This window comes from Streptomyces sp. NPDC039424 (genome assembly GCF_055639495.1).
The window spans coordinates 221,258-241,979 of the sequence record NZ_JBVKAI010000013.1 but is presented as its reverse complement, the minus strand read 5'-3'; the positions used below and the strand labels follow the sequence as shown (position 1 = coordinate 241,979).

Below are 20,722 nucleotides of genomic sequence, written 5' to 3'. Positions count from 1 at the left end.
GACGATCTTGTGATCCGGGGGGCTGGGCTCATCGTGCGAGCAGGACGCGTTTGCGGAGGAGATGGGGGGCGGCCCGGCCGAACATCTGGTGCTTCAGCATCTTCAGCCGGTTGATGTTGCCTTCGACGGCGCCGGAACTGTGGGGCAGGGTCAGACCGTTGCGGACGGCGTCGAGATCGCGTCGGAGGTTGCGGGCGAAGGACACCAGTGGCGCCAGGGTGTCCTGCTCGGCGTCAGCGATCCAGTCCTCGAGTCGGTCGCCGTGGCGGCCGGTCATCATGGCGGCGAACTTCCGGACGTGTCCGGTGAGCCGGTACAGCTCGGGATCGCGCTCGCGCAGGCGGTGCAGCTTGTCTGTGTCTTCGTCTCGCAGGTGCTCGGGGTGAGTCATGATCGAGGAGGTGACCTCGCGGACCGACGGAGGCTTGGGGCCAGGGGCAGGTGCGTGTCCGCGTCCGGCGGTATCGCCGCAGGTGACGCTGGACGGCCATCGCCGCCAGAGCAGCTGAGTTCCTGGATCTCCCGGTAGAGCTGGGCAGCGTTTCTGGCTCCTTCGTTCCAGCGCCGGTGCAGATAGCCGACGTACGGGTCGACGATGTGCGCCCATTGCAGGCTCTTGGCGACGATGTCATCGGCGGAGCGGGAGTTGACCAGCTTGCGGATGTTGGCCTGGTGCAGGCCGAGTCTCCGGCCGATCGCCGCCTTCGACATGCCCTTGTCCCACAGCTGTGCGACGTGGACGGCTGCCGGGCCACACGCGGTACGAACCGGACACGATCACAGGGCCGCCTGGTCACCACGGTGCCCCACCGCACGTCGGGCGCCGAGGCGCCACAAGCATGAGGTGCGCGTCAGCTGTCACATCGCGGCGCCTCGCTCGGGGAGAGGCCGGCGTGCGGGCGGTGGCATCGTGAGGGATGCCACCGGCGCCCGACACAGTCGCGGGCGACGTCAACGCCGACCCCACGACCAGCTCGGGACGCACCAGGGTCACGTTCAGCCTTTCCTTCCGCCCCACCCTGCGGAGACGTCATTGCGTCCACGGATTTCGCCCCTGGACGGCCCAACAGCAGCGTCTTGGGTGCTTGCAGTGATCCGGTGACTGCGGCGACGATCTCCTCATGCCTTTCGCCGACCGGCTGCCGTCGTCGTCTCGCGGCCGGTGTCGCGGGCTTGGGAACACGGGTGCGTCAGCCGCCGCCCCATCCGCATGGTGCCCGGCGCAGGCGCAACGGACGGGGCGCCCGCGCCGTCGGACACTGGCGAGGAACCTGTCCCGGGGCTTCGGCGGCGCGACTGGTGGAAGTGGCGGCAGTCCGTTTCAGTCGTCGAGGTGGTGATACCCGGACGTTGTTCCACTTTTCGCACAAGGAGGACTCATGGCGACAGGTGAAACGGGATTCAGCGATGTCGTGTACGACCTCATATCCGTGCAGTACCACTCTTTGAAGGCTGGGCACGATTACGGTCAGTATGTGCGCGACGCGGAGAACGCCGGAAAGAAGGAAATCGCCGAGTTCTTCCGCACCGTCATGGACCAGGACTCGGAACGCGCGGCCCGGTGTCATCAGTTCCTGGCCGAACTGTCCGGTACCGAGGAAGCCGGCCCGGCTGTCAGCTGAGGACCGCGGACTGACACGGCAAGATCACGGGCCGCACACGCCCGCAGGCCTGTGCGTCGGAGCCACGCGAGCAGGCGGGTGCAGGACTCGGGCAGCAGGTGCTGCAGCGTCACGCCCCGGTCGTCGGCTCGGGGGGATCCGCAGCCCGGGCTCGGGCGCTCCCATGCCAGCCTGACCAGCAAAATCCCCCTCGCCCGCGATGGCGTCGGCCGCCCGCTCGCCTTCACCCTCACGGGCGGTAACACCAACGACCGCACCCAGTTCACCGCCGTGATGGAGGCGATCCGGGTGTCCCGCGTCGGCCCGGGACGACCCCGCGAGCGGCCCGCCCACGTCCTGGGCGACAAGGCCACAGCTCCCGGGCCATCCACAGCTGGCTCAGGCGGCGCGGCATCGCCCACACGATCCCTGAGCGGGCCGATCAGGACCGCAACAGGACGGAAGCGCGGCAGTCGTGGCGGGCGTCCACCGGGCCTTCGACAAGCAGCTCTACGGCTGAAGGGGAGTAGGCGCAAGCATCCACCCGAACGAGGCGCCGGACCTGCATTGGATCAACGCGTCAGGGCGCCGCCTACCAGCGTTCAGCCACCCGTGCGACGAGCAGGACGGGGTCGCCTTTCTCGTAGGCGTCGATGAGGTTGCTGATCGCGTCGGGGTTGGCGGCCTCGCCGACCCAGCGGCCGGACGTGGTGAACACCGGGACCTCGTCGCGGTCGGCGTCGAAGACGACGACGTACATCCCGAACCCCTCCAGTACGAGGTCGTAGAGCACGGAGGCCGGGGCGGCCTTGAGGACCTCCAGGCCGTCGGCGGTGAAGGTGGGCCGGGGCCTGGGGGTCGTCGGGCTGGACGAGGGTGCCGGTGACGCGCACGAGGTCGCTGGGCTGGATCTCGCGCAGGAGGACGTCGGCGATGCGGGGGGTCTCCGGTGGTGCAGGCATACAAGGTGTCCGGGGCGTCGGGTGGCGATCCGATCCGCGTCGGCGGGGGAGTGGATCAGGTCGAAGCGGGCGGGGGCCCAGCCGGTGCCGGGGGCCGGGATCGCGTCGACGTAGCCGTCTATGGCCAGGTGCGTCTGGGGGTTCATCAGCGGGCCTCCGCCAGGGTCTTGGCGAAGCGAGGGGAGCGGGATCGGGGGGAGCGCTGCGCGAGGTTGGGGAGCTCGCGGTTGCGGCGCTGCTGCTCGGGGGTGAGTGGCCGGGCCTTCGGGCCGCAGCGGTGCCAGAGCGGCGAGGCCGGCGGCTCCGGGTAGGCGCGGGTGCGGTCGACGTCGGGCTGGGTGCTGCTCATGGGACCTCCAGGTGGAGCGAGAGGTCAGGCGTGATCGGTCGTCCCGCCGCCCTTGGGCGGGTCAGAGACGAACCGGGTCTCGCCGGGGTGCGCTGCGTTCCAGAGCTCCGCGCAGACTTTGTGGACGGGCTCCTTGGCGTGAGACCTCAGCGGGGTGGTGGTGCCGCATAGCACGCACGGGGCGGGCCAGCCGAAGTGCGAGTAGTGGCCAGTTCAGGAGCTGGACCGGCGCCGCGGGCTGCTCCGCCAGGGTGGGCACCGCGCGCAGATGGCGGCGCCGGGTGGTCACGGCCGCAGTGCGGCAGCTGCTGGAGGACCTGGTCGACCAGGTGCTCGGTGGGCCGCCAGGGTCCGAGCTGCCCGCGCGCCGGGATCGGCAGGGTGAGGGCCTGGACGTCGCTGACCTCCAGATGCCACGCCCCGGGCGGTGCAGGGCGGGGAGCAGCCCGGGTCCTGGTGGCAGTCGGTTAGCCGGGCGACGCTGATCACGGCGCCGGTCGTCAGCTCGCGGCCGCGGATCGTGCGGGCGATCAGCGGCACGCGCAGTGCGGGATGGTCGGCCTGCTGGCTCGCGTGCAGCAGCAGCCAGCCGCGCCACGACCACGCCCGGGGCCTGTTCTCGATCGTCTTGGCCCCGGCGAGGAGGCAGGCGGCGTGCGGTTGCTTGACGCTGATTTCGCGGATCCAGTCGTCCGCCGGCGGAAGGGTTGCGGTGCTCATGCCGCTAGCCCCCACACGGCCGTGCCCGGCCTGCCCGCGCGGCGCCCGTTGACCGACGGTGTGGCGGCCTGCGCGGCGGTCGCCAGGACCTCGCGGCCGGTGCGCTTCCCGTCGTACAGAGCAGCGTCGGCCGCCCTCTGCAGGCTTCAGGTCGCGTGCGCCGATCACGTCCGGGGTCGCGGCGCCTACCGAGGCGGCGACGTCGACGGTGCGGACGTCGTCCAGGGTGACCGGCGTGTGCAGCATCCGGACCAGCTGCTCCAGGCGCTGCTCCCGGCGGTCGGCAGGCAGGTCCAGGACCACGGCGAACTCATCGCCCCCGAGGCGGCCGACCGCTGCGCGCGGGCCTGCCCAGGCCGTGAGCCGGGCCGCGATCGACGCGAGGACGGTGTCGCCCGCCGCGTGCCCGAGGCCGTCGTTGATCTCCTTGAACCTGTCGGCGCCGACCATGACCACGGTCGTGTCGTCGCCGTGGCGGGCCAGGAGCCCGCGGGCGCGGGCGGTGTAGGCGCCGCGGCGCATCAGGCCGGTCAGCGGGTCCTTCCGGGTCGCGGCGAGCTCGCGGTGCAGCGCCAGGGCGTGTACGGTCCAGCCGGTCAGCGGCAGGGCAGCGGTGGTGATCAGGAGGGTGCGCGAGCCGATCCGGCCCGGCACGCGCAGAACGGAGTCCATACTGAGGAACTCCCTTTCGTCTCGTACGGGTCGAATGGGCCCGGGACAGCCGTCGAAGCCGGTCAAGCAGAGCGGCTGTCCCGGGGCGGAGCCACATCTCGAAGGGCTTGGAGTTGAGCCAGCTGTACGGGCTCCTCCAGGGGCCGACCTTCGCGGCGGGCCAGTCGAGCTCCCAGCCAGGCCGGTACCCACAGGCCGACCAGCCGTCCGGGCCGGGCGTCTCGGTGCTCCGTATGGGGACGTCGACCTAATCCCCTAATAGGAGCGGCTCACCGGGTTGAGACAACCGGTGCCCGTTCGATGTGCCGTGATGGTCAGGCGAGGCGCAGCCTGACGCCTCGCGTCTTCTTGGTCGCAGAGACCTCCGTGGAGATCGGCGGTGGTCGGCGTCTCCCCGGCCATCACGACAGAAGCGGTGGTGGTGGCGTGGGCACCGGGAGGACGCCTTACGTCGACGAGGCGGCAGACGACTTCTATGAGACCGGCGCCGCCCGGTGTCCTCGCCGCCACCACCGTTGACATTGGTGGGCGCCAGGCGAACGCCTTGGGCATACAGGGCCCATTGAGGTCTTTTTGCAGAGCGCGCGACGTCCTGACGCCCTCGAATGTCAACACCGTCGACTTGATCACTCGTTGGTGTTAAGCGGTGCGAGCCCGCCGCACGGTGACCTCTTGTAACTCCCGAGCCACCGGAGCTCCCGAGCAGACCGAGGCCCGTGAGGCGAGCTGGTGCCACGAACAGCTACTGAGGTGGCGGACCAGCCGACGGCTGAGTCCTTGGATTAGGTCGCTGCGTGGCCCGCATGAGCTCGTAACCAGCACCAACGCACTATGGGGAGGAGCATCGTGATCTGCTGCGGCATCGACTGGGCGGAAAAGACCCATGACGTTGCCCTCGTCGACGGCAGCGGGCAGTTACTCGCCAAGAAGCACATCACAGATGACGCGGCCGGCTACCGAGCTTTGTTGGACCTGCTCGCCGACCATGGAGACACTCAGGCGGATCCGAGCCCGGTCGCCGTCGAAACTTCCCGCGGCCTGCTCGTCTCCGTGCTACGAACCGGCAGGCGCAAGGTCTTCGCTATCAATCCGATGGCCGCGGCCCGCTACCGTGACCGTCACAGCGTCTCGCGCAAGAAGTCCGATCCGGGTGACGCCCTCGTCCTGGCAACATCCTGCGAACCGACATGCATGCTCATCGGCCCCTCCCAGACGATAGTGATCTCGGCCGGGCCATTGCCGTACTCGCACGTGCGCAGCAGGACGCAACCTGGAATCGGCAGCAGGTTGCCAACCAGCTTCGCTCGCTGCTGCGCGAGTACTACCCGGCCGCGCTCGCGGCTTTCGAGCCCTGGCGCAACGGCCTGTGCCGTCGTGAGGCTCAAGAAATCCTGAAAGCGGCTCCGACACCGATCCGGGCAGCCCAGCTCACGCGAACCCAATTGCAGGCCGCTCTGAAGCGGGCGGGCCGTGAACGCAGCTGCCACCGAGGCGGACCGCATCCAGAAGGTGTTCCGGGACGCCTGGGCCCATCAACCACCGCTTGTCGAGGAAGCCCTCGGCAAGCAGATGCTGTCCCTGTTGGTTCAGCTGGAGGCCACCTGCAACGCCGCCGACGACCTCGCCCAGGCGGTTGAACTCTCTTTCCCCCAGCACCCTGACGCTGAGATCATCCTCAGCTTTCCCGGACTCGGCGTCCAGCTCGGAGCCCGGGTCCTGGCCGAGATCGGCGACGACCGCCACCGGTTCGCAGACGCTCGCGGGCTGAAGGCGTACGCCGGTTCCTCGCCCCTCACCAGAGCCTCCGGCAAGAAGTCGAGCATCACACGCCGGTGGGTGAAGAACGACCGCCTCAACCATGCCGGCTATCTCTGGGCATTTGCGGCCATCACCCGATCACCCGGCGCCAAAGCGCACTACCGGCGACGCCGCGACGACCACGGAGACTGGCACGCTGCCGCCCAGAGGAACCTCTTCAATCGCATGATCGGCCAGCTCTATCACTGCCTCCAGCACCGCAAGCTGTTCGATGAACACACCGCGTTCCCTACTCGGCTCGCCGATGCGGCTTGATGCGATCAGAGGTGCCTTGACCTCTCGGCACCCAGTGGGGGGAGCAAGCTCCCCCCACGAGCATGTCGGCTGCGGCCGTCAGTAGCCGATAGTGAAACGGCGCTGGATGAAGCGAGGCAATTCCGCCTCATCGATCAAGGCGATGGCCGCGTCCTCCACCGAGATGCGGCTGCGGCCCTGCGCGTCCAGTACCGGCTGGTCACCACCGATCCTGAACCGACCGGTGCGCTCGCCGGGGGCAATCTCTTCAGCGGGGCTGAAGTAGGTCCACAGCCGGTTCGAGGTCCGCAGGACGTTGAGGGCATCCTGGTGCCCGCGTACCGCTGCGGCGTACTCGCGGGGCAGACCGATCTGGCTCAGGGCGGTGTGCAACAGCTCGTCGGAGTCGGCGCGCGCCACTCCCGGTTCGATCTCAAGGCTGCCGGCGCCGCCGATCACGATGAGCCGGGTCCGCGGGTGGCCTTCCAAAGCCTTCAGCAGGGCCCGCGCCGCCGTCGCGTAGACGGTGGGGTCGGCGATCGAGCGCCGGACGGTGTCCTCAAAGTCCTTGGCTGCATTGCCCGGCTGGAACCCGCTGATCAGGACGTCGAGGTTGGGCAGGACGTCGACGATGCTCTTCGGGTCCAGGACGTCGACACTCGCCCACGCGATGTTGTTCCGACGTTCCTCGCGCTGCGCCTGAGTGGCGTCACGGCTGAACGCCCTGACTTGGTGACCGCGGTCGAGGGCCTCAGTGACAACCCGGCTGCCGATGGTCCCCGTGGCTCCGATGACTCCGATGTGCATGTTTCTCCCCTGTGCATGCAGACGTGGACGCCACAGAAGTGACGCCGTGAAGAAACTATACGCCGTGAAGTTTTTGATACGGGGCTCACTAAGTTGACGCTGTAGACTGCCTGTTGTGACAGTCACGGGTAGCAGGGGAAGGCGCGAGCGGCTACGGGCCGAGACCACGGCCGAAATCAAGAACGTGGCACTGACCTTGATGGCCACGGGTGGGCCGGACGCCATCACACTGCGGGCCATCGCCCGCGAGATGGGCATGACCGCCAACGCCATCTACGGTTACTTTGCAACCCGGGACGACCTGGTCACCGCGCTCATCAACGACGTGTACACCGCTTTGGCCGACGCCGTGGACACTGCCTGGGAAGCCACCCCCGCCACGGATCCTGCCGTCCGGATCGAGGCGTGGGCCAACGCCTTCCGGACCTGGGCCCAGGTGAACCCCCAAGGATTCCGGCTCATCTACGGCGATCCTGTTCCCGGCTACCAGGCCCCCGAGAAAGGCCCCGCCCCGGATGCCGCACGCCGGGTCTGCACCGGACTCACCGCACTCGCGGCAGCCGCATGGCCCCACGCCCAGCACCTCTACCAGGACAGTGCCTTCGACTGGTCCGACTTCGATCCCGGGCTCCTCGACAAGGTGCGCCCCGCCTTCCCCGACTTGCCGCCTGCAGCCGTCGCCCTCGCGCTGCGCATCTGGGGGCACCTGCACGGCCTCGTGTCACTGGAGGTCTACGGCCACATGCATACCCAGACCACCAGCCCGGAGAAGCTCTTCCGGGAGGAGCTCGCCCAACTCATAAAGACGCTGGGCATCCCGCGCCAGCGCTGAACATCTGAAACACCGCAGGCTCCCCGAATGCAGAGTCGGGCATGCATCCGTTCGATTAGCCCACGGCATTTGTAACCTTGCTGGCCCCGCAAGTTGACCCCTTACGCGCCTGAGGTGCCGGCCAGTGCAGCCGCTGCTGGTGGGATTCCGCGGTGCTGGTGACGGTCATCTGCGACACCGTCATCTGCGACATGTCCACCAGCACGTCGAGTTCGCCGTGCGCCTTCGCGACCGTGGCCATGACGGTCGCCGCCAGCAGGTGGTCCGGGGACACACTGAGCCCGAAGTACGTCCGGCTGACGCCGTCGAGCGCGGCCGCCACCGTTTCGGGCCGAGTCAGGTCCCCGGTGACGACCTCGGCGCCCAATGCCCGCACCTCGGCCGCGCGGTCGTCCTCGCGGCGGATCAGGACGCGGACTGGCACGTTCTGCGCGCGCAGCCGCTCGGTGACGAGGCGGCCCATGCCGCCGGCGCCGGTGACGAGAACGAGGTCGTGATCAGCCATCGGTGGCTTCCTTCCGGAGGTGTTCGCCTCGGCCAGGTCCTGGCCGCTGCACGGGGTGGTCGTGCGTTCTGGTACTCGAAGCTGCGCCGCGCCGCCAAGGAGGGCGCTCCGTCGCGGAGGTAGGCGGCGCGCCGAGCTTGGAGGATGTGATTGAAGCGCTCCGCGTCGGTGGGCCGTGTGGTGACGTCGGTGCCGGTCATGATGGTGTTCCTTAGCTGTTGGTGCGGACGACGGCGAGCTGCGTGCGCTGGCGGCGGGCCATCCAGCCCATGAGCCGGACCATCGGGCGGCGTGGCAGGAGTTTGCTGGCGAGGGCGAGCGGCCGGCCGTTGGTGATCACTGACGGGGGCGCGGATCGGCGGTCGAGCGTGTCGAGGGCGATCGTCACGACCTGCTCGGGGGTTGCCCGTTTCGTGCCGTAGTCGGCGGACTGGCTGCCGGCGACGTCGTAGAACTCGGTCCGGGTGGCGCCGGGGCACACGGCCAGGACGCGCAGGCCGGTGCCGCGGGTCTCCTCCCACAGCGATTCGGTGAAGCTGAGGACGAAGGCCTTGGTGGCGCCGTAGACGCTCAGGTATGGGGTCGGCTGGAAGCCCAGCAGGCTCGCGATGTTGATCAGGACGCCGTTGTCGGCGGAGGTCAGCGGGTCGATGTAGGCGCGGCTGAGGTCGACCAGCGCGCTGACGTTCAGCGCGATCATGCTTTGCAGGCGGTCGGGATCCTCGTTGGTGAACGCGTCGTTGGTGCCGAAGCCGGCGTTGTTGACCAGTCCGGTGGCGTAGATGCCGCGGGACTCGAGTTCGGCGCGCAGCGTGCGGCCGGCATCGGGCAGGCCGAGGTCGCGGGCGACGGCGGTCACCGTGACGCCGTGGGCGCGGGTGAGTTCGGCGGCCAGGCTCTCAAGCCGGTCCGCCCGGCGGGCCACCAGCACGAGGTTCGCGCCGCGGCGGGCCAACTGGCGGGCGAATTCGGCGCCGAGGCCGGAGCTGGCGCCGGTGACGATGACGGTCTGGCGGTGGTAGTCGATTTTGCTCATAGCATTCACTCTACGCACTCTTTTGCACTGAGTGCAAATAACTGCATCGTGTGCGACGACGTACCATCGGTGCATGGCTCAGAAACCAACACCTATTCGGGAACAGACCCGCTCCGTGGTCCGATCACTGCTGGCCCGGACGGCTATCGAGCTGTTCGCCGCCAAGGGCTACGACAACACGACCCTCGATGAGGTCGCCGCCGCCGTGGGCGTCTCACGGCGGACCCTGTTCAATTACTTCCGCAACAAGGAAGACCTCGCGCTCAGCGGCCTGGACGAACAGGGCGAACTGATCGCCGCGCGCCTCGCCGAGCGCCCGGCCGACGAGGATGTCTGGACGGCGCTGCGCGCGGCGTTCCAGGTGCTCGAGGAGATCGACATGACAGCCGAAGGGCGCCTGGAGTTCATCACGCTGCTGTTCGGCAACGATTCCCTACGCGCCGGACACGCCGAGAAACAAGCCCGCTGGCAAGATCTGTTCGCACCGCAGATCGAGCCGCGACTGCCCGACTCCGACCGCCGCACCCTGCAAGCCCGCTCGATCGCAGCCGCAGCGATCATCTGCCTGCAGGCAGCCAACGAGGAATGGGTACGCCTGGGCGGACAGGTCGACCTGTTCGACCTCTACGACGCCGCCGTACAGGCCGTCCGCCGCCCCACCTGAAACCGGCCGCATCCAGCTCCACCACGCTCGTCGGCGTGGGGACCAGGGCCGGAACCGTCTAACCGCGCCCAGCACGACCGAACGATCCGGCCACCGTAAGCCGCGCAGCCAGAGGTCAGCCCTGGGTGGGTAGCCGCAGTGGCCGGTAGCCGTCGGCATCGGGCTTGGCCAGATGTGCCAGCAGGTCGTCATCAATGAGCTTTTTCAGAGCGGCCACTGATCGAGTGACGGCTGAGCCGATGCACGCTAGGTGTCACATAGGTAGGCTTGCTGTCCCCGTGGCCGAGGCTGCATGCGTTGGACTTGACCAGCTGAACACCGATGCCACCGAAGTTGGTTGAGGCGGCCAGGGGTTGTCAGTGTCTGGTGGCAGGATCACCTGCATGGCTTTCGTGCGTACTACTCCGCCGCGGCCCGTGGACGTGACCGCGGTCTTTCCCGAGCTGGCGCCGTTGGCGCGTCCTGCGATTCGGCTGCATCCTCGTCCCGGGTCGCCTTCGGTCGGGGAGAGCTCGGTCGGGGGGCCGTTGTTGTGGCCGGCTCAGGAGCCGTGGCCGCACTGCGAAGCCTCGCACCTGCACCGTGACAGTGGGTTCCGCCAGTCGCCGGCCGAAGTGCGACTCGTGAGGCGCATGCGGGCCCGGTGGCACGGTGATCACGGTGGTCCTGGGATAACGCCCGAGGAGGAGACGATCAAGGAGCGGAACGCCGCGATGCTCGCGGAGCGACTCGACGCCGGCCCTCCGTTGCCCGCGGACTGCCCGGTCCCCATGCTGCCCGTGGCCCAGCTGTATCTACGCGACATACCCCTGCTGCGGCCGCCCGGACAGGCCGATCTGCTCCAGGTTCTCTGGTGTCCCTACGACCACGATCCGGATTACAAGCCGTCGACCGCGCTGTTCTGGCGGTCCGCCGCCGCGGTCGTCGACATCCTCGCCACACCGCCCGAGCCGTACGAGGTGAACTATGAGGGCTATGTGCCGGAGCCGTGCGCGCTGGCGCCGGAAGCAATCACCGAGTACCCCGACAGCCTCGATCTGAGCCCGCAGATGCGGCTGATGGTGGAGGACTGGAGCAGGTGGCAGGCAGCCGGCGTCGACGTGGACAGCTCCTACGCGGACTATCCGAGGGACTTCTATGACATCCATCTGGCAGACGCGCCCGGATGGAAGGTCGGCGGCTGGCCTCCATGGGGCCGCACCGACCCCAACCCCCGATACTGCACTGTCTGTGATGCACAGATGGTCCCGCTGCTGACCATCGCCTCCTTCGAATGGGACGGCGGCGAGGGACACAGCTGGGCACCTTACGAAGACCAGGAGGCCGCCAACGCCGCCAACACGGTCGGTCATTGCTGTGGCCAGGACCCCTCGCAGCCGACCAAGGTCGAAGTCGGCAGCACCGACAACATGCAGATCTACGTTTGTCCGACCTCTCCCGAGCATCCGCACACCGACCTGATCCAATGAGCCATCGGGGCTGTCACACACCCTCCACAGTCGGTGGCAGAAGTGCCGCCGTGTCAGGGTGCGTGACAAGCCGTTTGCCTCACTGATGTCAGCCGGACTGCTTCGACCAGTCCCCATGACACGTCATCCGGCTGTGCCGGTGACAACTCCCGAGCCTTGGCACAACGGCGGCGGGACCCGCAACGCACGAGGCTCCTGTGTCGTTGGGGGAGGTGTTCGAAGTCTCAACCCGTCGGCAAAGGAGCCTCGTTGGTTCCCCATTCTGCCGCACTCGACCTGTCTCACGCGCTGGTTGCAGGATCACCGCAGCAGGGTGTGGAGCAGGCCGACCAGAGCCAGGCCCACGAGAAGCGTGACTCCGACAGCAGGGTGCAGAAAGGCGATGTACATGCCGCCCGCGCCCGCCAGCAGCAGTACGGCGGTGCGGGTGTCGAGACCGTTCACGTTGAACTCCAAGGCCGGGTGGGACGCGGTCCGTCCGCGTCAGGACCGCACCTTGCGGTACGCGAGGATTAGCCCCGCAACTCTCGCGAAAATTCGCACCCTGGCACGGGAGATCCCCAGCTCAGACGTCATATCGCCCGGGCAGACCCGAATGATGTTTGGATGTCCGCCTGGCCGACGCCACCGACTGGCCGTCCATCCTGCACCAGCAGCCCAGCATCGGGACGGCGAAGGGCCCGGCCAGCAGGCCGGGCCCTTCCTTCTGTGTTACCGCCTACCTGGCGGGAGAGCCCGACGCCGACGGGCCGTCCGCTCCGGCCGGACCGGGACGTCTGCGCGGACGCGCACCGAGGTGGCGCCCTCGTTCGGCTGCACGTCGAGCACCAGGCGCAGGCCGCCACCGCGGTGCGTGAGCCGGGTCGGCTCACCAGTCTGCAGGGCGGTGCACGCCTGTAGGAGAGGCAGCAGGATCACCGCTACCCGCTCGCCCCGCTCCCAATCGTCTGTCATGGCTCTGATTTGCAGCATGAGGTGAAAGCCCCTGCTCAGTCGACGGAGGAAGCCACGGGCGCGGCCATCACGCGGAGTCGGTCGAGCACGGCCCGGACGTCGCCCAGCGCACGGTAGCCGCCGCCGAGCGGTTGCCACTCATAGTTCCCGAAGTAGTCGTTCCAGTCGCCGTACCAGTCCGAGTACGGCACCATCGCGTCCTCCAGCGTCATGCTGTCGAGCCAGGCCGCCGCTGGCTGCATAGGTCTCAAGCGGGAGCACTTGTCGGTGGGTTCCGGCATCACTCGTTGTCCGGAGATCGCGTGATTGTCGGTCCTCTCGTGGCGCGAGACCGCCTGGAGGATGTACTGCTGTGGCTTCCCCGCGGTGCTCAGGAAGACCTTGGCAGGCTCGTCTCCGGGCTCGATTCCGAATTCGACCGCCGGACTGTTCCCCTCAGTCCTCACCTCATGCTGGCAACCCCGTGGGGTGCGTGCGGCTGGTGGCGTTGGCGCCTCATGGAGAACTGAGAGGCTCGGTGGTCGCTCGCGGACGCGGGGACATCCTGGCCACCAACCACCTCGGGCGCGCCCTGTTCGCCCCCGTCTACGCCGACCCGGTACGGCCGCCGAACAACGCCCGGTTCGTCTTCCTCAGCCCGCACGCGACCGAGTTCTTCCGCCACTGGGACGAAGTCGCCAACGACACGGTCGCCATGCTGCGCGCCGAGGCCGGCCGCGATCTCTACGACCGACGGCTGACGGACCTGATCGGGGAGCTGTCCACCCGCAGCGAGGAATTCCGTCGCCGCTGGGCGGCCCACAACGTCCGCATGCACACCACCGGCGTGAAGCTCCTCCACCACCCGGTCGTCGGCGACCTCGACCTGCCCTTCGAAACCCGCTCCCCGACGGCCCCAGTCAGTTCCTCCTCACCTACACCGCTGAGCCCGACTTACCCTCGCAGGACGCCCTGAACCTGCTGGCCAGCTGGCCCGCGACCAACGATGACATCGAGCGGTCCGCGCCGACAAACGACTCCCAGCCCGCCGACTCGGGCGAGATGCCCGACTGACTGACGAGCCACGCGAGTCGAGCTGCGGCAACTTTCGCGGGGTAGCGGCAGCATCCGCCACCGATACATCGAGACCAGGAACGGCACAGCCCTCTACGCGAGGCCGCTGGGGTGACGTTGCACTCCAGCTCGCGGCACTGCGGACAAACGGACAACTGCCAACCCCCGCCATAACTTCGACTCGCCCGCCCACCCCGGCAGCAGAGCCGGGTCGGACACAGGGGCGGCGGGCATCGGTTCCGGCAGTGTCCACGTCACAGCCCCATGCCTTCCACCCAGCCCGCGCGTCGGTAGACCGAGTGCGCGTACGCAACCCGACCACCGGTCCGACCATGGCAGGTCAGCGCACTAAAACACCTCGCCGGGCGCGCTTGCCGGGGGGCTGTCTGCTGAGCTCCTGGCGCACGTCCAGGTAACAGCGCGGCCGGGCAGCGGGCTGCCCCGGATCCCGTGTCGTACGTTCTGTCGTCGCGGTTGCCCACCGTCCGCAGCGGGTCTCACCGAACCCGGTGGTGGCGCCGGTACGGCCGAAAGATCTGAACCATTACCGGGAATCAGGCCGCGACGAGTTCCTGCTCGCGGTCCGGCGTTTTGACCTTGGGCTTCTTGTTCGGCAGTGAGAGCCGCAAGACCTTGCGCCACGCGGAGAACACCTGCTGGGGCAGCGGCCCGGTGACGTACTCCAGCTCGTACTTCTCGAACAGCGCGCGCACCTTCACCGCGACCTCGGCGTACCGGTTGCTCGGCAGGTCCGGGAACAGGTGGTGCTCGATCTGGTGAGACAGGTTGCCGGTCATGAAGTGCATGGCCTTGCTGCCGCTGATGTTCGCCGAGCCCATCATCTGGCGCAGGTACCACTGGCCGCGGGTTTCGCCCTTGATCGACCGGCGCTCGAAGACCTGTACGCCCTCGGGGAAGTGCCCGCACATGATCACCGAGTGGGACCAGATGTTGCGGACCAGGTTCGCGGTGAACGTGGCGGCGAGCGTGGGGAGGAACGACGGGCCCGACAGCAGCGGGTGGATCACGTAGTCCTTGAGCACCTGCCTGCGGATCTTGCGGCCCACGGCCTTGGCCCGCGCGCGGAACTCCGGGTTGTTGCGGTGGCGCTTGTGCAGGTTCTTGCCGAGCTCCAGGTCGTACGCTGCGATGCCGTACTCGAAGAAGCAGGCGTTGATGAAGTTCCACAATGGCTGGCCGAGGTGGAACGGGTGCCACTTCTGGTCCTCGTCGACGCGCATGATGCCGTAGCCGAGGTCGTTGTCCTTGCCGATCACGTTGGTGTACGTGTGGTGCAGCTCGTTGTGCGAGTGCTTCCACTGGTCGGCCGGCGAGACGTGATCCCACTCCCAGGTGGTGGAGTGAATCTTCGGGTCTCGCATCCAGTCCCACTGGCCGTGCAGGACGTTGTGGCCGATCTCCATGTTGTCCATGATCTTCGCCACGGACAGACCGGCGGTGCCGAGCAGCCACGCGGGCGGGAAGATCGAGAACAGCAGCACGCCCCTGCTGACCAGCTCGAGCTTGCGCTGCGCCGAGATGACCTTACGGATGTAGGCGGCGTCTTTCTCACCGCGGCTGGCGATCACCTCGTCGCGGATCGCGTCCAGCTCGCGGCCGAGCTCCTCGATCTGCTCCGTGGTCAGGTGGGCGGTGGGGTCGATGGCGGTCAAGGTGCTCCTACCGTTCGATGTCGCAGGGGCCCGCCGCGGCGGACACGCAGGTCTGGATGAGGACGCCCGGCTCGGCCTCGGTGATCTCGCCGGTGCGCAGGTCGCGGACGGCGCCCGCCTTGAGCGGCGTGATGCAGCCGAAGCAGATGCCCATGCGGCACCCGGAGGGCATGAGCACGCCGGCCTCCTCGCCGATGTCCAGCAACGGCGTGGTGCCGTCCGCGTCGACGGTCTTGCCGGTGGCGCTGAACGTGACCTCGCCGCCGTCGCCGGCGACGACGATGCTGGGGCGGAAGCGTTCGGTGTGCAGGCGCTCTTGTACGCCGTGCTCGGTCCAGTGCTCTTCGGCGGCGTCGAGCAGGCCCGCGGGTCCACAAGCCCAGGTCTCGCGCTCGGCCCAGTCGGGCACGAGTTCGTCGAGACGGGCGATGTCGAGCATGCCGTCTGTGTCGGTGTGCACCTCGGTGAGCCGCAGCTTCTTGTCCGCGACCAGGTCGTGCAGTTCGTTGCGGAAGATCACGTCTTGCGGCTGTGGCGCGCAGTGGACCATGACGACGTCGTTGAGTTCGATGTCGCGCAGCATGCCCATCACGGGCGTGATGCCGCTGCCGGCCGTCAGGTAGAGCACCTTGGCGGGCTTGGCCTGCGGCTGCACGAAGTCACCGGTCGCCTGGTCGAGCTGGATCAGCGTGCCTGGTTTCGCCCTGCGGACCAGGTGGTTGCTGACCTTGCCGTCCGGGATCGCCTTCACGGTGATCGTGACGCGGCCGTCCTGGCGGTTTGTCGGCGAGGTGATGGAGTAGGCACGCCACAGGCGCACCCCGTCGACGTCGACCCCGATCCGCACGTACTGACCGGCCGTGTGGCCGCGCCAGCCCCGTCCCGGTCTGATCACGATGGTCGCGGCGTCACCCGTCTCGGGGTGCACGGCCTCGATGCGCCCACGCAGGTCAGCGCCCGCGCGCAGCGGGCTGACCAGGTCGAGGTAGTCGGACGGCAGCAGCGGCGTCGTGACCATCTCCAGCAGTTTCCACGCCCTGCTGCGGAGGGCTGCACTCGTCATGACTCCAGCTTGCTGCGCCTCAAGGCGTAAAGTCCTGACCGCAGGACGTAAATCTGGTCGGCTGAATTGTTCGCAGGGAACAAAACGTGAGCCATGCAATCCGGAGGGCCAGCGAACTGGCCCTCAATGAGACGACAGTCACCGCACTTCGGGCCGCGCTGAAGACCACCGCCGACGAGGTCGTCCAGGCCATCATCGACGAGGTCCCCCCCTACGCCAACGCCCTCTCGGGCCACATGGGCGCCACCATCCGCCGAGCCGTCCGCACCGCCCTGGGGCACTACCTGGACCTCGCGAGCGGGAACGCCACAGGCGGCGACGCCGGTGACGCAGCCTACGAGCTGGGCCGCGGCGAGGTGCGCGACGGCCGTTCGATGGACGCCCTGCTCAGCGCCTACCGCGTCGGTGCCCGCGTGGCCTGGCGATGCCTGGCAGCGGGTGCCGTACCCGCAGGTCTGCCCGCCGCCGAGGTCGCCAAGTTCGCCGAGCTGACCTTCGCCTACATCGACGAGCTCTCCGCCGCGAGCGCCGCGGGCCACGCCGACGAACTGGCCGCCCGGGGCAGGGCCCACGAGCGCCACCTGGAACACCTGGCCCGCGACCTCCTCGCCGGCGCGAGCCCGGACGTGCTGCTGGCCTCTGTTCAACGGGCCGGGTGGCAGCCTCCGGTTTCGCTGACCGCGGTCCTGTTGCCCGCCACCCAGGCCCGGCCGGCCTACCGCGCGCTCGACCCGAGCACCCTCGTCCTCGACGATCTGCCGGACGCCACCGGTGTGCTGCTCGTCCCCGATGCCGACCGATCACATCTCTTGCGGCAGCTGACCGACCGCACCGCCGTGGTCGGCCCGGCCCGGCCATGGACTCGTGCGTCCGCCTCGTACGCACGAGCCGTACGCGCGCGCTTGCTCTCCTCGGATATTCGCGACACCGAGGACCACCTGCCCGAGCTGGTGCTGAGCGCCGACGTGGACGCGTTCGCAGACCTGCGTGCCCGAGCTCTCGCACCGTTGCGGACCTTGCCTGTCGCGACCGCACGGCGGCTGGAGGAGACGTTGCGGGCGTGGCTGCTGCACCAGGGCAGGCGGGACGAGGTGGCGGCGGCGTTGTTCGTCCATCCCCAGACGGTCCGGTACCGGATGGCGCAGCTGCGGGAGCTGTTTCCGGATCTCGCATCGCCACACCGGGTTCTTGAACTGACGCTGGCGGTCGGTCTTCGGGGCAGCTGACGCGTACTTCGACCGTCCACGACTGGGTCCGCGAGCGGTCCAGGAATCGTGCCTCGTTCTCGGTGCCATCAACTGGCTCATGCGGCCCGGGGAAGAGCGGTATCAGCCAGCTGAGACCGGGGGTTGATGTGAGATCAGACAAGGCCTCGGGAAGCCCGTCGGGGGCGCTGTCTCTGAGAAGCGCGGTGGCGGATACGGCTCGACTGGATCCGGTGGACGATGCGCACCGGCCCGCTCGTGGACGCGCTCATCGAGCATCTGGTCGGCGATCTGGTCCGCTATGCCCTGGAAAACGGCTTTCATGTCGTCGTGGAGGGAGCTGTCCTGGCACGAGCTGACCCGCGGGCGCGCGGCGGGCTGCAGCTGGGTGACCAACCGTGAAGCTGAGGACCAGGGTCACCCGCGGGGCCGGCAGCCCGGCCGCGGCCCTGGCGATGGTGTTCAAGCGCGTCGAGTCCGCCCAGGTCCGCTGGCGCGCGATCACCGCGCCCCACCTCGTCGCCCTCGTCCGCAACGGCGCCCGCTTCAAGAACGGTCACCTCGTCGAGCGCGCCGACGCAAAGGCTTCGACATAAGCCAGCCCAGCCGGTCGTACTGCGTCACATCAATCGTCCAAAGTGCTTGACCGCAGGTATGGCTGTAACAGAAGCTGTTGCAGCTAGGAGGAAGTGATGGCGGCGAATAGTCGATTGACCATCGCGACGCATGCGCTGACATGGTTGGCGTTGGCACAGCGCCGTGGCCAGGAGGTTCTCACTTCGGACCAGGTCGCGGCCAGCGTCAACACCAATCCCGTGATCATCCGGCGCAGCCTCGGTGACCTGCGGCGGGCCGGCCTGGTGGAGGTGCGCCACGGCGCCGGTGCAGGCTGGAGTCTCGCCCGTGAGCCGGAGGAGATCACTCTGCTTGAGGTGCATGACGCTGTCCATGCGGAGCCACCGTTCGGCCTACACCACACCGAGCCCAGCCTGGAGTGTCCGGTCGGCCGAGGCATCCGGCCCGCCCTGAGCGAGGTCTACGGTCGGGTCGAGCAGGCCATGCGACGGGAGCTGGCGGACACGTCGATCGCCGATGTACTTCGCGAGACGCTAGTGAACTAGCCGATGGATCCGATCGTCGGACAGCCGTCACATCGCTTGTTGTAACAAAGATTGTTCCAGCAACTGAACGGGGAGTAAGGCTGGTGAAAGCCCTGCGGTGTCCAGTCGTCGAATTGCGGCAGTACACGCTGTACCCAGGACAGCGAGACGTACTGATCGATCTGTTCGACCGGGAGTTCGTCGAGCCCCAAGAGGAGGTCGGCATGACCGTCCTGGGGCAATTCCGCGACCTGAACGACCCCGACCGGTTCGTCTGGCTCCGCGGCTTCGAAGACATGCCACGCCGCGCCGAGGCACTGGAGAGCTTCTACGGCGGGCCAGTCTGGCAGGCACACCGCGACAAGGCGAACGCGACGATGATCGACTCCGATGACGTACTGATGCTGCGGCCGGCCTCGACACGGGGCGGGTTCCCAGTGCCGGTTGGCGCCCGGCCAGCCCTCGGCGAGTCGGCGGCATTGCCACCGTCGCTCGTCCTCGCCACGATCTGGTACGGCCACGGCCCGTTCGACACTACGTTCGTTGAGTTCTTCGAGCGGCGCGTGCGACCCATACTGGCCGAGACCGGCGGCGAGCCACTGGCGTACCTACAGTCGGAACACGCCCCGAACACCTTCCCGGCGCTGCCGGTGCGGATGAACGAGGAGGTCTTCGTATGGTTCGCACGTTTCACCGACGAAGGCCACATCGACGATCACCTGAATCGCTTGCAGCATTCAGAACGCTGGCGAGAGGAGGTGCTGCCGACCCTTTCGGAACGGTGGGCTAGGACCCCACAACGGCTACAGCTGGCACCCACCGAGCGGTCAATACTGCGGTAGTTCCGGGGGAGCCAGCGGGTAGAGGGCGATCTCGTCACCATCACCACACGAGTAAAACCGATCCACAACTATTGACAATTACTCTGGGGTTATGGGTGGGGACCTTGCTGCTGATGTCCGGCTGTTGGGCCGATGAACTCGACGCTCTGCAAGAGCGGTTTGTGCACCGGTTCAACAGGACGGAGCCGCGGGAGTCGGCACTGGCCTATATGCGGGGGCTGATGGCTCCGCTGGAGCGCAAGAACGGCTGGACGCTGGCCGAGGAGGCCGGTCATGCGGGTCCGGACCGTATCCACCGGCTGCTGAACCGCATCGAGTGGGACACGGACGAGATCCTCGATGATGTGCGTGACTACGTCGTCGAGCACCTCGGGGATCCAAAAGCCGTGCTCATCGTGGATGACACCGGCCTCCTGAAGAGATCGGGGACGACCGCGGCCGTTTCGCCGACGCCCGCGGTTTGAAGGCATACGCCGGGGCCTCACCCATCACCAGGGCCTCCGGCAAGAAGTCCAGCATCACCCGCCGCTGGGTCAAGAACGACCGCCTCAACCACGCCGGCTACCTCTGGGCCTTCTCCGCCCTCCGGGCCTTGCCCGGAGCCATGGCTCACTATTGGCACGCCGCATTCCCAACTGCCCTGGCCGCTGCGGCTTGACGACTTGAGGTCGTGAGGTGTCTATGCGGTCACAGCACTAGCCGACACCGTATCCGCCTCGTTACCGACGTCGATCGCTGACGCCCTCGACGATGAGGGAGATGCCGATGCCCAGCGTCCAGACGTCCTTGGCCAGCGCGGTTCCCTGCTCAGTGGGTCGCAGGCTGCCCTCCTTGCGCATGCCCGGCGCGCGCAAGTACAGCCCGAGCGTGCCGACAGAGAACGCGGTCAGCGCGGCTCCGGCAACAGCAGCAGGGACCACCGGCAGAAGCAACGCGGCGGCAACGGCGATCTCCCCGGCCGAGAGCAACCGGACAAACTGCTGGGCATCGAGCTTGCTCAAGAAGGGATAGGCGGTGGCGGCGAACTGCTGCAGTCCCTCAGCGGTGGCCTGGTCCGCACCGCGTTTCGCCAACCCGGAGTTGAGGAAAAACGTGCCGACGGGGAACCTCAGCGGCAACTGCCGCGCTGCGGATCGCCAGATGGAATCGGATGCCATGCCGAG

At 68.0% G+C, this 20,722-nt stretch carries 21 protein-coding genes and 7 pseudogenes; 13 read left to right on the top strand and 15 right to left on the bottom strand.

Features of this window, described 5'->3' with window-relative positions:
- Positions 1 to 28 precede the first annotated feature (28 nt).
- Both ACZ7L0_RS29480 and ACZ7L0_RS29475 read right to left on the bottom strand, forming a co-directional pair.
- Positions 29 to 391, bottom strand: a complete 363-nt coding sequence (locus ACZ7L0_RS29480) for a transposase (protein WP_471245540.1) — start codon at positions 389 to 391, stop codon at positions 29 to 31.
- A complete protein-coding gene (locus ACZ7L0_RS29475; protein WP_471245539.1) occupies positions 388 to 711 on the bottom strand; it encodes a hypothetical protein in 324 nt (107 codons plus the stop codon). The genes ACZ7L0_RS29480 and ACZ7L0_RS29475 overlap by 4 nt, the downstream gene beginning before the upstream one ends.
- Before the next feature lie 668 nt (positions 712 to 1,379).
- Between ACZ7L0_RS29475 and ACZ7L0_RS29470 the strand changes: the two genes are divergently transcribed.
- Entirely contained in the window at positions 1,380 to 1,622 is a 243-nt protein-coding gene (locus ACZ7L0_RS29470) for an acyl carrier protein (RefSeq protein WP_471245538.1), read from the top strand.
- Between the two features lie 571 nt (positions 1,623 to 2,193).
- Here ACZ7L0_RS29470 and ACZ7L0_RS29465 read toward each other — a convergent pair.
- From ACZ7L0_RS29465 to ACZ7L0_RS29450, 4 genes and pseudogenes are all read right to left on the bottom strand, one after another.
- Positions 2,194 to 2,394: a hypothetical protein gene (locus ACZ7L0_RS29465; RefSeq protein ID WP_471245537.1), complete on the bottom strand. Its 201-nt coding sequence runs from the start codon at positions 2,392 to 2,394 to the stop codon at positions 2,194 to 2,196.
- 314 nt (positions 2,395 to 2,708) lie between these two features.
- The gene (locus tag ACZ7L0_RS29460) at positions 2,709 to 2,912 is read right to left on the bottom strand and encodes a hypothetical protein (protein ID WP_471245536.1); all 204 of its coding nucleotides are present in this window, start codon (positions 2,910 to 2,912) and stop codon (positions 2,709 to 2,711) included.
- Positions 2,913 to 3,208: 296 nt separating this feature from the next.
- Positions 3,209 to 3,632: pseudogene (locus tag ACZ7L0_RS29455) on the bottom strand (ASCH domain-containing protein); the annotation flags it as partial.
- Positions 3,629 to 4,304, bottom strand: a pseudogene (locus ACZ7L0_RS29450) (GGDEF domain-containing protein). The pseudogenes ACZ7L0_RS29450 and ACZ7L0_RS29455, both read right to left, overlap by 4 nt.
- An 831-nt stretch (positions 4,305 to 5,135) precedes the next feature.
- On the opposite strand from ACZ7L0_RS29450, the pseudogene ACZ7L0_RS29445 reads away from it, so the two are divergent.
- Positions 5,136 to 6,377 (top strand): annotated as a pseudogene (locus ACZ7L0_RS29445) (IS110 family RNA-guided transposase).
- Between the two features lie 78 nt (positions 6,378 to 6,455).
- Here the strand turns inward: ACZ7L0_RS29445 and ACZ7L0_RS29440 are convergent.
- Complete coding sequence (locus ACZ7L0_RS29440; protein WP_471245535.1) at positions 6,456 to 7,163, bottom strand: NAD(P)-dependent oxidoreductase; 708 nt, start codon at positions 7,161 to 7,163, stop codon at positions 6,456 to 6,458.
- A gap of 115 nt (positions 7,164 to 7,278) precedes the next feature.
- Between ACZ7L0_RS29440 and ACZ7L0_RS29435 the strand changes: the two genes are divergently transcribed.
- On the top strand, positions 7,279 to 7,995 hold the full coding sequence (locus tag ACZ7L0_RS29435) for a TetR/AcrR family transcriptional regulator (protein ID WP_471245534.1): 717 nt from the start codon (positions 7,279 to 7,281) through the stop codon (positions 7,993 to 7,995).
- A gap of 55 nt (positions 7,996 to 8,050) precedes the next feature.
- Here ACZ7L0_RS29435 and ACZ7L0_RS29430 read toward each other — a convergent pair whose 3' ends face one another.
- Positions 8,051 to 8,500: an NAD(P)H-binding protein gene (locus tag ACZ7L0_RS29430; RefSeq protein ID WP_471245533.1), complete on the bottom strand. Its 450-nt coding sequence runs from the start codon at positions 8,498 to 8,500 to the stop codon at positions 8,051 to 8,053.
- 211 nt (positions 8,501 to 8,711) lie between these two features.
- Positions 8,712 to 9,536, bottom strand: a complete 825-nt coding sequence (locus ACZ7L0_RS29425; protein WP_471245532.1) for an SDR family NAD(P)-dependent oxidoreductase — start codon at positions 9,534 to 9,536, stop codon at positions 8,712 to 8,714.
- Between the two features lie 73 nt (positions 9,537 to 9,609).
- Between ACZ7L0_RS29425 and ACZ7L0_RS29420 the strand changes: the two genes are divergently transcribed.
- Both ACZ7L0_RS29420 and ACZ7L0_RS29415 read left to right on the top strand, forming a co-directional pair.
- Positions 9,610 to 10,200 carry a TetR/AcrR family transcriptional regulator gene (locus ACZ7L0_RS29420; RefSeq protein WP_471245531.1) on the top strand — a complete coding sequence of 197 codons (591 nt, stop codon included), beginning with the start codon at positions 9,610 to 9,612 and terminating at the stop codon, positions 10,198 to 10,200.
- A gap of 383 nt (positions 10,201 to 10,583) precedes the next feature.
- A complete protein-coding gene (locus ACZ7L0_RS29415) occupies positions 10,584 to 11,669 on the top strand; it encodes a hypothetical protein (RefSeq protein ID WP_471245530.1) in 1,086 nt (361 codons plus the stop codon).
- 300 nt (positions 11,670 to 11,969) lie between these two features.
- Here ACZ7L0_RS29415 and ACZ7L0_RS29410 read toward each other — a convergent pair whose 3' ends face one another.
- Complete coding sequence (locus tag ACZ7L0_RS29410; protein WP_471245529.1) at positions 11,970 to 12,113, bottom strand: hypothetical protein; 144 nt, start codon at positions 12,111 to 12,113, stop codon at positions 11,970 to 11,972.
- A gap of 545 nt (positions 12,114 to 12,658) precedes the next feature.
- Positions 12,659 to 12,865, bottom strand: a complete 207-nt coding sequence (locus ACZ7L0_RS29405) for a hypothetical protein (protein ID WP_471245528.1) — start codon at positions 12,863 to 12,865, stop codon at positions 12,659 to 12,661.
- A 275-nt stretch (positions 12,866 to 13,140) separates the two neighbouring features.
- On the opposite strand from ACZ7L0_RS29405, the gene ACZ7L0_RS29400 reads away from it, so the two are divergent.
- Positions 13,141 to 13,578, top strand: coding sequence for an MmyB family transcriptional regulator (locus tag ACZ7L0_RS29400; protein WP_471245527.1), 438 nt, complete (start codon positions 13,141 to 13,143; stop codon positions 13,576 to 13,578).
- 438 nt (positions 13,579 to 14,016) lie between these two features.
- On the opposite strand, the pseudogene ACZ7L0_RS29395 reads toward ACZ7L0_RS29400, so the two are convergent.
- The 3 genes and pseudogenes from ACZ7L0_RS29395 to ACZ7L0_RS29385 all read right to left on the bottom strand — a co-directional run.
- Positions 14,017 to 14,163, bottom strand: a pseudogene (locus ACZ7L0_RS29395) (DUF6207 family protein); the annotation flags it as partial.
- 67 nt (positions 14,164 to 14,230) lie between these two features.
- The gene (locus ACZ7L0_RS29390; RefSeq protein WP_471245526.1) at positions 14,231 to 15,349 is read right to left on the bottom strand and encodes a fatty acid desaturase family protein; all 1,119 of its coding nucleotides are present in this window, start codon (positions 15,347 to 15,349) and stop codon (positions 14,231 to 14,233) included.
- Between the two features lie 7 nt (positions 15,350 to 15,356).
- Positions 15,357 to 16,412, bottom strand: coding sequence for a ferredoxin reductase (locus tag ACZ7L0_RS29385; RefSeq protein ID WP_471245525.1), 1,056 nt, complete (start codon positions 16,410 to 16,412; stop codon positions 15,357 to 15,359).
- Between the two features lie 86 nt (positions 16,413 to 16,498).
- On the opposite strand from ACZ7L0_RS29385, the gene ACZ7L0_RS29380 reads away from it, so the two are divergent.
- The 7 genes and pseudogenes from ACZ7L0_RS29380 to ACZ7L0_RS29350 form a co-directional block, all read left to right on the top strand.
- Positions 16,499 to 17,638, top strand: a complete 1,140-nt coding sequence (locus ACZ7L0_RS29380; protein WP_471245524.1) for a PucR family transcriptional regulator — start codon at positions 16,499 to 16,501, stop codon at positions 17,636 to 17,638.
- 237 nt (positions 17,639 to 17,875) lie between these two features.
- Positions 17,876 to 18,019: a hypothetical protein gene (locus tag ACZ7L0_RS29375; protein ID WP_471245523.1), complete on the top strand. Its 144-nt coding sequence runs from the start codon at positions 17,876 to 17,878 to the stop codon at positions 18,017 to 18,019.
- Positions 18,013 to 18,213, top strand: a pseudogene (locus ACZ7L0_RS29370) (IS256 family transposase); the annotation flags it as partial. The gene ACZ7L0_RS29375 and the pseudogene ACZ7L0_RS29370, both read left to right, overlap by 7 nt.
- A gap of 96 nt (positions 18,214 to 18,309) precedes the next feature.
- Positions 18,310 to 18,738, top strand: coding sequence for an Rrf2 family transcriptional regulator (locus ACZ7L0_RS29365; protein WP_471245522.1), 429 nt, complete (start codon positions 18,310 to 18,312; stop codon positions 18,736 to 18,738).
- An 83-nt stretch (positions 18,739 to 18,821) separates the two neighbouring features.
- Positions 18,822 to 19,559, top strand: coding sequence for an NIPSNAP family protein (locus ACZ7L0_RS29360; RefSeq protein ID WP_471245521.1), 738 nt, complete (start codon positions 18,822 to 18,824; stop codon positions 19,557 to 19,559).
- Positions 19,560 to 19,650: 91 nt separating this feature from the next.
- Positions 19,651 to 20,002: pseudogene (locus tag ACZ7L0_RS29355) on the top strand (transposase); the annotation flags it as partial.
- Positions 19,978 to 20,187, top strand: a pseudogene (locus ACZ7L0_RS29350) (transposase); the annotation flags it as partial. The pseudogenes ACZ7L0_RS29355 and ACZ7L0_RS29350, both read left to right, overlap by 25 nt.
- Positions 20,188 to 20,278: 91 nt before the next feature.
- On the opposite strand, the gene ACZ7L0_RS29345 reads toward ACZ7L0_RS29350, so the two are convergent.
- Positions 20,279 to 20,716: a hypothetical protein gene (locus ACZ7L0_RS29345; RefSeq protein ID WP_471245520.1), complete on the bottom strand. Its 438-nt coding sequence runs from the start codon at positions 20,714 to 20,716 to the stop codon at positions 20,279 to 20,281.
- Positions 20,717 to 20,722: the final 6 nt, after the last annotated feature.

Excerpts from the sequence above, each read along its gene's own strand:
- ACZ7L0_RS29480 (WP_471245540.1), bottom strand. The coding sequence starts at position 391 with ATGACTCACCCCGAGCACCTGCGAGACGAAGACACAGACAAGCTGCAC.
- ACZ7L0_RS29475 (WP_471245539.1), bottom strand. The coding sequence starts at position 711 with ATGTCGAAGGCGGCGATCGGCCGGAGACTCGGCCTGCACCAGGCCAAC.
- ACZ7L0_RS29470 (WP_471245538.1), top strand. The coding sequence starts at position 1,380 with ATGGCGACAGGTGAAACGGGATTCAGCGATGTCGTGTACGACCTCATA.
- ACZ7L0_RS29460 (WP_471245536.1), bottom strand. The coding sequence starts at position 2,912 with ATGAGCAGCACCCAGCCCGACGTCGACCGCACCCGCGCCTACCCGGAG.
- ACZ7L0_RS29440 (WP_471245535.1), bottom strand. The coding sequence starts at position 7,163 with ATGCACATCGGAGTCATCGGAGCCACGGGGACCATCGGCAGCCGGGTT.
- ACZ7L0_RS29430 (WP_471245533.1), bottom strand. The coding sequence starts at position 8,500 with ATGGCTGATCACGACCTCGTTCTCGTCACCGGCGCCGGCGGCATGGGC.
- ACZ7L0_RS29425 (WP_471245532.1), bottom strand. The coding sequence starts at position 9,536 with ATGAGCAAAATCGACTACCACCGCCAGACCGTCATCGTCACCGGCGCC.
- ACZ7L0_RS29420 (WP_471245531.1), top strand. The coding sequence starts at position 9,610 with ATGGCTCAGAAACCAACACCTATTCGGGAACAGACCCGCTCCGTGGTC.
- ACZ7L0_RS29415 (WP_471245530.1), top strand. The coding sequence starts at position 10,584 with ATGGCTTTCGTGCGTACTACTCCGCCGCGGCCCGTGGACGTGACCGCG.
- ACZ7L0_RS29405 (WP_471245528.1), bottom strand. The coding sequence starts at position 12,865 with ATGCAGCCAGCGGCGGCCTGGCTCGACAGCATGACGCTGGAGGACGCG.
- ACZ7L0_RS29385 (WP_471245525.1), bottom strand. The coding sequence starts at position 16,412 with ATGACGAGTGCAGCCCTCCGCAGCAGGGCGTGGAAACTGCTGGAGATG.
- ACZ7L0_RS29365 (WP_471245522.1), top strand. The coding sequence starts at position 18,310 with ATGGCGGCGAATAGTCGATTGACCATCGCGACGCATGCGCTGACATGG.
- ACZ7L0_RS29345 (WP_471245520.1), bottom strand. The coding sequence starts at position 20,716 with ATGGCATCCGATTCCATCTGGCGATCCGCAGCGCGGCAGTTGCCGCTG.